Origin of the sequence: Rhodopseudomonas sp., from assembly GCF_036404135.1 — a bacterium.
GTDB lineage: Bacteria > Pseudomonadota > Alphaproteobacteria > Rhizobiales > Xanthobacteraceae > Rhodopseudomonas_A.
Genome location: NZ_DASWPE010000044.1, coordinates 1 through 8814 on the forward strand (window position 1 = coordinate 1; position 8814 = coordinate 8814).

General features: G+C 65.3%; 11 protein-coding genes and 1 pseudogene. 4 read left to right on the forward strand and 8 right to left on the reverse strand.

Annotated features, from left to right (window positions below; translation table 11 throughout):
* Positions 1-141: pseudogene (locus VGC77_RS05510) on the forward strand (IS481 family transposase); the annotation flags it as partial.
* On the opposite strand, the gene VGC77_RS05515 reads toward VGC77_RS05510, so the two are convergent.
* Entirely contained in the window at positions 138-947 is an 810-nt protein-coding gene (locus VGC77_RS05515; protein ID WP_331170568.1) for a lytic murein transglycosylase, read from the reverse strand. The pseudogene VGC77_RS05510 and the gene VGC77_RS05515 overlap by 4 nt on opposite strands.
* Positions 948-1269: 322 nt before the next feature.
* Here VGC77_RS05515 and VGC77_RS05520 point away from each other — a divergent pair, with 322 nt between their 5' ends.
* Positions 1270-1650 carry a hypothetical protein gene (locus tag VGC77_RS05520; RefSeq protein WP_331170569.1) on the forward strand — a complete coding sequence of 127 codons (381 nt, stop codon included), beginning with the start codon at positions 1270-1272 and terminating at the stop codon, positions 1648-1650.
* Positions 1651-1711: 61 nt separating this feature from the next.
* Here the strand turns inward: VGC77_RS05520 and hcp are convergent, their stop codons facing one another.
* The 4 genes from hcp to VGC77_RS05540 form a co-directional block, all read right to left on the reverse strand.
* Positions 1712-3373 (reverse strand): hydroxylamine reductase, encoded by a 1662-nt coding sequence (gene hcp, locus VGC77_RS05525; RefSeq protein ID WP_331170570.1) that lies wholly within the window; start codon positions 3371-3373, stop codon positions 1712-1714.
* Positions 3374-3766: 393 nt separating this feature from the next.
* Entirely contained in the window at positions 3767-4090 is a 324-nt protein-coding gene (locus tag VGC77_RS05530; RefSeq protein ID WP_331170571.1) for a cupin domain-containing protein, read from the reverse strand.
* Between the two features lie 104 nt (positions 4091-4194).
* Positions 4195-4794 carry a c-type cytochrome gene (locus VGC77_RS05535; protein ID WP_414709612.1) on the reverse strand — a complete coding sequence of 200 codons (600 nt, stop codon included), beginning with the start codon at positions 4792-4794 and terminating at the stop codon, positions 4195-4197.
* A gap of 345 nt (positions 4795-5139) precedes the next feature.
* A complete protein-coding gene (locus tag VGC77_RS05540) occupies positions 5140-6393 on the reverse strand; it encodes a PQQ-dependent sugar dehydrogenase (protein WP_331170573.1) in 1254 nt (417 codons plus the stop codon).
* 267 nt (positions 6394-6660) lie between these two features.
* Between VGC77_RS05540 and VGC77_RS05545 the strand changes: the two genes are divergently transcribed.
* Together VGC77_RS05545 and VGC77_RS05550 are read left to right on the forward strand one after the other, a co-directional pair.
* Complete coding sequence (locus tag VGC77_RS05545) at positions 6661-7077, forward strand: DUF5413 family protein (RefSeq protein ID WP_331170574.1); 417 nt, start codon at positions 6661-6663, stop codon at positions 7075-7077.
* Complete coding sequence (locus VGC77_RS05550; protein WP_331170575.1) at positions 7070-7618, forward strand: GNAT family N-acetyltransferase; 549 nt, start codon at positions 7070-7072, stop codon at positions 7616-7618. Before VGC77_RS05545 ends, VGC77_RS05550 begins: the two co-directional genes overlap by 8 nt.
* 181 nt (positions 7619-7799) lie before the next feature.
* Here VGC77_RS05550 and VGC77_RS05555 read toward each other — a convergent pair whose 3' ends face one another.
* The 3 genes from VGC77_RS05555 to VGC77_RS05565 all read right to left on the reverse strand — a co-directional run.
* Complete coding sequence (locus tag VGC77_RS05555; protein WP_331170576.1) at positions 7800-8084, reverse strand: type II toxin-antitoxin system RelE/ParE family toxin; 285 nt, start codon at positions 8082-8084, stop codon at positions 7800-7802.
* A 13-nt stretch (positions 8085-8097) separates the two neighbouring features.
* Complete coding sequence (locus VGC77_RS05560) at positions 8098-8376, reverse strand: hypothetical protein (protein WP_331170577.1); 279 nt, start codon at positions 8374-8376, stop codon at positions 8098-8100.
* A gap of 141 nt (positions 8377-8517) precedes the next feature.
* On the reverse strand, positions 8518-8814 hold a 297-nt coding region (locus VGC77_RS05565), incomplete at its 5' end, for a sigma-70 family RNA polymerase sigma factor (RefSeq protein WP_331170578.1).

Consider the following 8814-nt stretch of genomic DNA (forward strand, 5'->3'; position numbering starts at 1 on the left):
ACATCAGATCGTCGCGCCCAGGAACTGCCAGTCTGGCTGCACAGATACAACTGGCATCGCCCCCACGGCGGCATAAAATCACAAACACCCATCAGCCGACTCGCTCTGTTCGGGGACAACCTGTTGAGGCTCCACATCTAGCCACCGCCGGCCAGTCGGTCGGCGAAATAAGCGATGGTCTTGCGATAGATCACCGCCCTGTTCCACTCGCGCATCGCCTCGAAATTCGCCGAGCCTTCCTGATACGATCCGCCGGCGCGCCAGCCCGCGGTCTTCAAGAGATTGGCGGTGGAGGCCAGCACGTCCGGCACGCTGTGGCGCAGGTCGACATGGCCGTTGCCGTCGAAATCGACGCCGTATTTGATATAGGACGACGGCAGAAACTGGGTCTGGCCGATCTCGCCGGCATAGGCGCCGATCATGTCGCGCAGCCCGAGATCGCCGCGCTGCACGATCTGCAGCGCCGCCAGCAATTCGCCCTGAAACAGCTCGGTGCGGCGGCAATCATGCGCCATCGTCGCCAGCACGCGAAACACCGGCAGCTTGCCCATGTCGCCGGCGCCGTAATCGGTCTCCAGCCCCCAGATCGCCACCAGGATCTGCGGCGGCACCCCGAACTGCCGCTCGATCCGCGACAACAGCGAGGCATGGCGGATCATCATCGCCTGCCCGGTCTTGATCCGGCCCGGGCCGACCCTCGTCGAGACGTATTGCTCGAAGCTCTTGTTGAAGGTGCCACGCTGGCGGCGGTCGAACGACAGCACCGCCTGATCCTCGGTGACGCCGCCCAGCGCCTGGGAAATCACGCTTTGCGAAATCCCCTGCGCCGCCGCCTCGCGCGAGATGCTGGCGACGAAGCTCTGGAAATCGCCGCCGCAGGACGCCGCCCGAGCCGGAGCTGCCGCGCCGAGCGCCAGCAGCAAAATTGCAAGACCTAGCCTGATCATATGAAACCGTTCCCCTGACGAGAGATTATGAACATGATGGTTGACAGACCGGCTGCCTCGCCGCCCGCGGCATGCGGGCCGGCGACGGCGGCAAAAAGTTGCGTCGCAGAGCGGATTTTGAATCAAAAGCACTTAACAGATTAGCGGCCTGTGCGCGGATTTGGTTCAGAAGCGGTGTGGAGCGAGGCAGGATACCAGTCGAGACCGTCGAGCGCGAAGGCGCTCGAGCGAGCCCACTTTAGCATAGTGTGCGTGGTGGAAATGGGACGGCTGCCTTACGCAGGCGTCATGGCCGCCGGTGGCGGCGAAAGGAAGGCGTGCGATGCGCGACGACCGGCAGACCCCGGAACGATGGTTTGCGACGCTGCGGCAACCGCTGTTTCGGCTGTTGGCGATCAACCTTGCGGCCGGCGCGGTGGTCGCCGCGCTGTTGACCGGCGGCCTATTGCTGCTCAACCCCGGCCGGCTGCGCGAACTGATCTTCGCCGACGCCTCGCCCTGGACCGCGCTCGGCCTGTTGCTGTTCGGCTTCGTCGTCACCTTCGGCTCGGCGGCGATGGGCACCGCGATCATGGCGATGGGCCAGGATCTCGGCGGTCCGCACCGCGGCCCCGGCGGCGGCCACCGCAAGCCGGCGCGGCGGCTGCCGATCCCGGTGCGCGCCACCTCGCCGTCGGGCGCCGGCGGCCAGCGCCAGGGCTGATGGGAGCTGATGGGATCGGCGCCGCCGCTGAAACTATCCAGCGACAGCGCCCGTTGCGTATTTACGCCGCCAGCATGTCGCGCAAATCCTGCGCCGGCGAGGTGATCAGCTTGAGGCCGAACTGCTGGTTAAGGATGCCGACCAAGTTGGGCGTGAGGAAGCCCGGCGCGGTGGGGCCGACGCGGATGTCCTTGATGCCGAGCGCCAGCAGTGTCAGCAGGATCACGATCGCCTTCTGCTCGAACCACGACAGCACCAGCGACAGCGGCAATTCGTTGACGCCGCAGCCGAACGCCTCAGCCAAGGCCAGCGCCAGCTGGATCGCCGAATAGGCGTCGTTGCACTGGCCGACGTCGAGCAGCCGCGGAATGCCGTTGATGTCGCCGAACTCCAGCGCATTGAAGCGGAATTTGCCGCAGGCCAGCGTCAGGATCACACTGTCCTGCGGCACCGACTGCGCGAGTTCGGCGTAGTAGGAGCGCTCCGCCTTGTCGCCGTCGCAGCCGCCGATCAGGAAGAAGTGCTTGATGGCGCCGGCCTTGACCTGATCGATCACCGCGGGCGCGGCCTGCATCAAGGCATTGCGGGCAAAGCCGGTGGTGGTGAAATGCGCAGGCTCGTCGGCGGCGAAGCCAGGCAACGCCAGCGCCTTGTCGATCGCCACCGAGAAGTCGCTGCCCTCGATGTGCTGCACGCCGGGCCAGCCGACGATCGAACGGGTGTAGATGCGGTCGCCGTACTGCCCGACATTGGGATCGATCAGGCAGTTCGAGGTCATCACGATGGCGCCGGGGAACGCGGCGAACTCGCGCTGCTGATTCTGCCAGGCCGTGCCGTAATTGCCGACCAGATGCGGATACCTCTTGAGCGCCGGATAGGCGTGGGCCGGCAGCATCTCGCCATTGGTGTAGACGTTGATGCCCTTGCCTTCGGTTTGCCGCAAGATCAGTTCGAGATCGTGCATGTCGTGGCCGGACACCAGAATCGCCTTGCCCTTCAACGGCTTCATGTTGACCCGGGTCGGCTCGGGATGGCCGAAGGTCTGCGTGCCGCCGGCATCCAGCATTTCCATGATGCGATAGTTCAAATGTCCGATATCCATCGCGCATTTGAACAGGCTGTCGATGTCGCCGGGGTCTTCGCCGAGGAACGCCATGACATCGTGGAAGCGCGCATATACCTCGACGTCGGTCTGGCCCAGCACGCGGGCGTGTTCGAGATAGGCCGCAGCACCCTTCAGGCCGTAAAGGCACAACAGCCGCAAGCCCAGCGCATCCTCGCCGATCGAGGCCTTGTCGGCGTTCAGCGCGACCCGGCCGGCCTGCTGCAGCAGCGCCGCGCGATCGTCGGGCAGTTCATAATCGGCGGCGAGCGGCAACAGCTGCGGCGTCACGCCCTGCGCGGCGCAGGCTGCGAGATAGCGCGTCCGCAAGCGGTCACGCAACGCCACCGCGCGCTGGCTGAACTCGATGATCCGCGCGGCGTCGAAATTGACGTTGGTCAACGTCGCGAAGAAACCCTGCGGCACATAGCCGTCGACCTCGGCGTCGACGATGCCGACGCTGCGCGCCGCCTTGGCGTACATCGACACGCCCTGCAGCAGCCGCACCAGCATGTCCTGCAGATCGGAGATCTCGGCGGTCTTGCCGCACATCCCGCGCTGATAGCTGCAGCCATTGCCTTTCGGCGCGCGAATGGTGTGTTCACATTGGATACAAAACATCGGGCATTCCATTGGGATGCGGGTGACTGCGACAAACGCAATCGCGCCGGAGGTGTGAGATGGCTTTGCGGGCCGAACGGGGTATGCGGAGGCGCTTATAGGCGCCGCGCTCACCAGCTCTTTGTGCTGCAACAACCTCAGCGGCGAGAGCGCGGCGGGCGCGGCGCGAGGGCACGTCGCCGTCATCCTGAGGTGCGAGCCAAAACGACGGCAGCGCTCAACCAAAAGTCAGCGCAGGCGAGCCTCGAAGGATGCGGCTGCGAGACGCGCGGCCCGCCAAAACCTCGCAGCCCATCCTTCGAGACAACCGTCTTCGCCCTTCGGGCTGCGCCGGGTTCCTCAGAATGACGGTGAGCTTGTGGTCGACGCCGAGGTGGCCGCCAACCGCCGCGCTCACGGAAAGAACACCGCCAGCCACACCGTCGGCGGCTCGGCCTGGGTCGACTCGACGCGGTGGCGGGCGTGGGCGGGAATTTCCACCAGGCTGCCGGGGCGCAGCGCGATCAGCCGATCATCGGCCTCGAAGCGCAGCGTCGCCGCCCCGGCCAACAGCACCACGACTTCGGTCTCGGCCTGGTCGTACCAGAACCCCGGCGGACTCGCCTGCCCGGTCGAGACGATGCGCTCGAAGCGGACCTCGCCGCGCGACAGCAACGTCTCCAGGGTCTCATCCGGCCCCGGCGGCGGCAATTGCGCGAGCAGCTCTGTCACGATCATCCGTGCGCTCCTGGTTGCCTCTGCGGAGAAGCTGTTAGCACAGGGTGAGCGCCGGTGCAGGTCACGCGCTCGCCAAGGGCGAGCGGCGCGACCTTGGCCCGCCGCTACGGCGCCTTCTGCCCGACGGTTTGGCCGTCGGGCGCGACGCTGGCCGCGGAAAAATGCGCCAGATAATGCGCCAGCGCCGAAATCTCCACTTCGCTGAGCGAATAGGCGACGTCGGCCATCGCCGCCATGCCACCGCCGGAGCGCTGGCCGGATTTGAACTCGTTGAGCGCCTTGATCAGATATTCCTCGCGCTGCCCGGCGATCCGCGCGGTGGCCTTCACCCCGGCAAAGCTGTCGGTATGGCAGGAGCCGCAGCGCCGCCCTGCCGCTGCCTCCGCGCCCTTGCGCGACAACTCCGGATCGGCGTCGGCGCCGCGCGGGCGCATCGGCGGCAGCGAGGCGTAGTAGGCGCCGAGATTGCGGATGTCCTCGTTGGAGAGCGCCTCGACGATCGGCCGCATCAGGGCGTTCTGCCTTGTGCCGCTGCGAAAGAAGATCAATTGCCATTGCACGAACAGGTCTGGCTGCCCGGCCAGCGACGGGGTGTATTCGACGCTGGAAATGCCGGCCTCGCCGTGGCAGCCGACGCAGAGTTCGGCTTTCTCGCGGCCGGCGGCGAGATCGGCGGCGTGCAGCGGGATGGTTTCGCCGACCATGCCGAGCGCGAGCAGCAGGCAGGCGATGGCGGCACGGCAAGTCATGAGTGGCCTTTTGTTGTTGTTTGCGATCAGTGTTGAATGACACCCGTGCCTGGGGACCCCCACCCCGGCCTCCACGCCACCGACGATGCGATGCATCGTCGGCCGCGTTCGGCCGCCCCTCCCCGCAAGGGGGAGGGAGTCCGCGACGCCGTGCCTAGAGCTATTCCGGTTCTGATAGAATCAGAACCGGAGCTCAAGATTCTTGTTTTGACGCTTCTTCTTCACGCGAACCGGGATCCACTTCGCTTGAAAATGCTATAGCAAGGCGCCACCATTCGTGAGCGACTTGTTAGCCCTTACTTACTTGCTGTAGCTGATGCGGTAGATCGCCCCGGCCCAGTAGTCGGCCACCAGCAGCGCGCCGTCCTTGGCCAGCACGATATCGGCGGGGCGGCCGAGATAGCCCTGGTCGCCCTCGATCCAGCCGCTGGCGAAATCCTCCTGCTTGGCGTTCTTGCCATCGGGATCGACGATCACCCGCTTGATCAGCGCGCCCTGATATTTATGCCTGTTCCAGGAGCCGTGCTCGGCGATGAAGATGTTGTTCTGATACTCGGCGGGGAATTGCGCGCCGGTGTAGAACTTCATGCCGAGCGGCGCGACATGGGCGCCGAGCTTCAGCACCGGCGGGGTAAACTCCGAGCACTGATGCCCCATGGCGAATTTCGGATCCGGCATGTCGCCCTGGTGGCAATAGGGATAGCCGAAATGCTCGCCGAGCTTCGACACCATGTTGAGCTTGTCGCTCGGCAGGTCGTCGGAGATCCAGTCGCGGGCGTTTTCGGTGAACCAATATTTGCCGCTGCGCGGATCGACGTCGCCGCCGACCGAATTGCGCACCCCGAGCGCCACCAGTTCGGCATTGCCGGTCTTCGGATCGACCCTGCGGATCTGCGACACCGAGGTCGGCGGCAGCCCGATGTTGAAGGGCGGGCCGAACGGCACGTAGAACCAGCCGTCCTTGTCGGGCGCGAGATATTTCCAGCCATGGGCGACGTAGGACGGCATGTCGTCATACACCACCTTGCCCTCGCCGAGATGATCGAGATTGGCCTCGGCGTTGTCGTAACGGATCAGCCTGTCGATATCGATCACGTAGAGCGCGCCGTCGCGGAACGCGATGCCGGTCGGCATCTTCAGCCCCTTGATAATGGTCTTGACCTCGCGCGTCTCGCCGCCGCTGATCGCGTAGACGTTGCCGAGCCCGAACGAGCCCACGAACAGCGTGCCGTTGTCGCCCCAGGCCATCTGCCGCGCCGCCAGCACGCCGGAGGCATAGACCTCGATCTTGAAGCCGGGCGGCAGTTTTATCTTCTTGAGGGTGGCAGCGAGTTCGGCCTCCGAGGCGCCGGTCGGCGGCCCGGCCGGCGGCGCCAGCCCTTTCTGCGCTTCGGTTTCGTCGCCGAGGAACCAGTCGTCCGGCGGATGGGTCCAGAATTCCTTGCTGCCGGATTGATAGCTTTTCAGCTTGTCCTGCGCCTGCGCCTCGCCCGCGGCCAGGATGGCGAGCAGGCCCGCGCACGCCAAAACCGATCGACTGAAGACCGATGCCATTGCGTCCTCCCTAATGCAGCCGTGGCGGCCGCGTATCTTTTTGACGTTCGTTCGAACGTGATGATTGGCCGGCCGGAGCCGACCGCCAAAGCTACCACATCTTTCGCGGCTGAGAAGCGCGCCGCCTGCCGCGCCGCAGCACGCCGCGGCGCGCGGGCATTTTCCGCGCCGCGGTCTGCCGGCGCTCGGGAGCGCCGAGATCCCCTGTTCAAAGCTGCGGAAAATTGCCACAACATGCGCGGCGGCTTGTTGCGGTGCGGAGGCGAGATGAAGCGCTATTTGATTTTCGCGTTGATTGGCCCGTCGCTCGGCGGCTTCCTGCTGCTGATCGCGACCACGGTGATGTCGGGCTATTGGGACAAGACCTCGATCGCCGAAATCGGCAAGCTGTTCGTCATCGTGTTTTCGACGCTGCAATACAGCTACCTGTTCGGGCTGTTGCCGTCGCTGATGATGGCGGCGATCGACGACATCCTGGCGCATGTCAAGGGGCTGCAGCTGCCGCTGCGCATGCTGTTGTGCGGCGCGCTGGCGTTCGTCGCCACCGCGCTGATGTATGGCGGGCGCGGCGCCGATAGCGGCGTCAAGCAGTTCATTCTGTATGGGCTGGTCGGCCTGGTGCCGACGCTGCTGAATTCGTACCTCTCGCGCAACGTCACGCCGAAGGAAGCCGTGAGTGCCTGAGCGGGCGCTGCTCCGGCAACGCGTGCGGCTGGCGCAATCTGATGAGGCGGCGCGGCTGGCGGAGCTGGTTGCGGCGGCCTTCGCCGAGGTGGCAGCGCGGCTCGGGCTGACGCGCGAGAATTGCCCGTCGCATCCCTCCTTCGCGGACGAAGCCGCGATCCGCCGCAGTCTTTCCTACGGCACGGTGTTTCTGCGGATACCCGAGGACGGCGCGCCCAGCGGCTGCGTCGGGGTGCGCCGGCCGAAAGATGGCATCTGCGCGCTGGAAAAACTGGCGGTGCTGCCGGCCGCACGCCGCCACGGCACAGGCCGCGCACTGGTCGAAGCGGCCGCGATGGTGGCCGTCGACTGGCGGGCCACCGAGCTCGAGGCCAGCATCATCGCCTCCGAGCACGACCTGGCGCGATGGTACGATGGCCTCGGCTTCGTGCCGCTACGCACCGCGCGGTTTCCGCAACTGCCGTTCGAGGTGATGGTGTTGCGGACGGGGGTGGGTCTGGGCTCATTGAAGCCTGACTCGACATACCGCGAATCCGATTAGCACTTTAACGCTCAACACGTCATGGCCGCGCTCGTCGCGGCCATCCACGCCCCCAAACGTGGCGTTGCCGCTGTCCTGCCGAGATGGGTTTCGCAAAGAGCTCACCCCATCCTACGGACCACACGCTGCTGAAGATGGGGAGGGAAAAGAAAGCCGGCGCGAGGATACGCAAGGTTTTCGATCATGTCTCGCGCTGCTCGCGGCTGTGGAAGACGCGCAGGATGACAACGCCATTGTCGTCATAGGCATAACGAAGGATGTAGGTCGCGCCCATGACCGCAAGGCTCAGCTCGCGGAAAGCGCTACTGCGGATCGGGCGACCCAATTCCGGATAGTCGCCGATGATTTCCGCGCGCCTCAGGATTTCCCGGCCGATGCGCCGGGCCAACGCGGGATGCCGGTCCTGAAGGAAAACCGCGAAGCGGTTGAGGTCGGCGAGCGCTTGCATCGACCATGTGAGCTTCATGGCGCGCGATGCGTTATTTCATCGGAAATGGCTTGAAGTCCGGCGTGCCCCAGGTTTCCAGCCAGCGCGCGACCTGATCGTGGGGGACCGTTGCCTGTTCGCCGGATTGAATCGCCGCCCATTGGCGGTCGAGTTCGGCGAGGTCTGCGGCGGAGATCTCGACAGGGGTTTCGGAAAGGGCCGTCAGGCCCGCGACCAATTCGGCGACGGATATGCCCTGCGCATCGGCGCGTTCGCGAAGACGGGTGGCGGTCGCCTCGTCGACCTCGATCAGGTGCCGCTTTGATGCCATCGGCGCTGCCTCGGCGTCATCACCCGTGGAAGGTGGGCACGGCGCAACTGCGCCTTTGCCCACCCTACGATCTACGATCTTTAGTTATCCAATACGCCCGCATCCGCCTTCGCCAAACGGCGGCGGCGGACGAGGCTTGCCTCAGTTGTCGAGGAAGCTCCGCAGTTTCCTCGACCGCGACGGATGCTTCAGCTTGCGCAGCGCCTTGGCTTCGATCTGCCGGATGCGTTCGCGGGTCACCGAGAACTGCTGGCCGACTTCTTCCAGCGTATGGTCGGTGTTCATGCCGATTCCGAACCGCATGCGCAGCACGCGTTCTTCGCGCGGCGTCAGCGACGCCAAGACGCGCGTGGTGGTCTCGCGCAAGTTGCTTTGAATCGCGGCGTCGATCGGCAGGATCGCGTTCTTGTCCTCGATGAAATCGCCGAGATGCGAATC

Coding starts and splice junctions, on each gene's coding strand:
- VGC77_RS05555 (WP_331170576.1), bottom strand. CDS start 8,084: ATGAAGCTCACATGGTCGATGCAAGCGCTCGCCGACCTCAACCGCTTC.
- VGC77_RS05560 (WP_331170577.1), bottom strand. CDS start 8,376: ATGGCATCAAAGCGGCACCTGATCGAGGTCGACGAGGCGACCGCCACC.
- VGC77_RS05540 (WP_331170573.1), bottom strand. CDS start 6,393: ATGGCATCGGTCTTCAGTCGATCGGTTTTGGCGTGCGCGGGCCTGCTC.
- VGC77_RS05535 (WP_414709612.1), bottom strand. CDS start 4,794: ATGGTCGGCGAAACCATCCCGCTGCACGCCGCCGATCTCGCCGCCGGC.
- VGC77_RS05515 (WP_331170568.1), bottom strand. CDS start 947: ATGATCAGGCTAGGTCTTGCAATTTTGCTGCTGGCGCTCGGCGCGGCA.
- hcp (WP_331170570.1), bottom strand. CDS start 3,373: ATGTTTTGTATCCAATGTGAACACACCATTCGCGCGCCGAAAGGCAAT.
- VGC77_RS05530 (WP_331170571.1), bottom strand. CDS start 4,090: ATGATCGTGACAGAGCTGCTCGCGCAATTGCCGCCGCCGGGGCCGGAT.
- VGC77_RS05520 (WP_331170569.1), top strand. CDS start 1,270: ATGCGCGACGACCGGCAGACCCCGGAACGATGGTTTGCGACGCTGCGG.
- VGC77_RS05545 (WP_331170574.1), top strand. CDS start 6,661: ATGAAGCGCTATTTGATTTTCGCGTTGATTGGCCCGTCGCTCGGCGGC.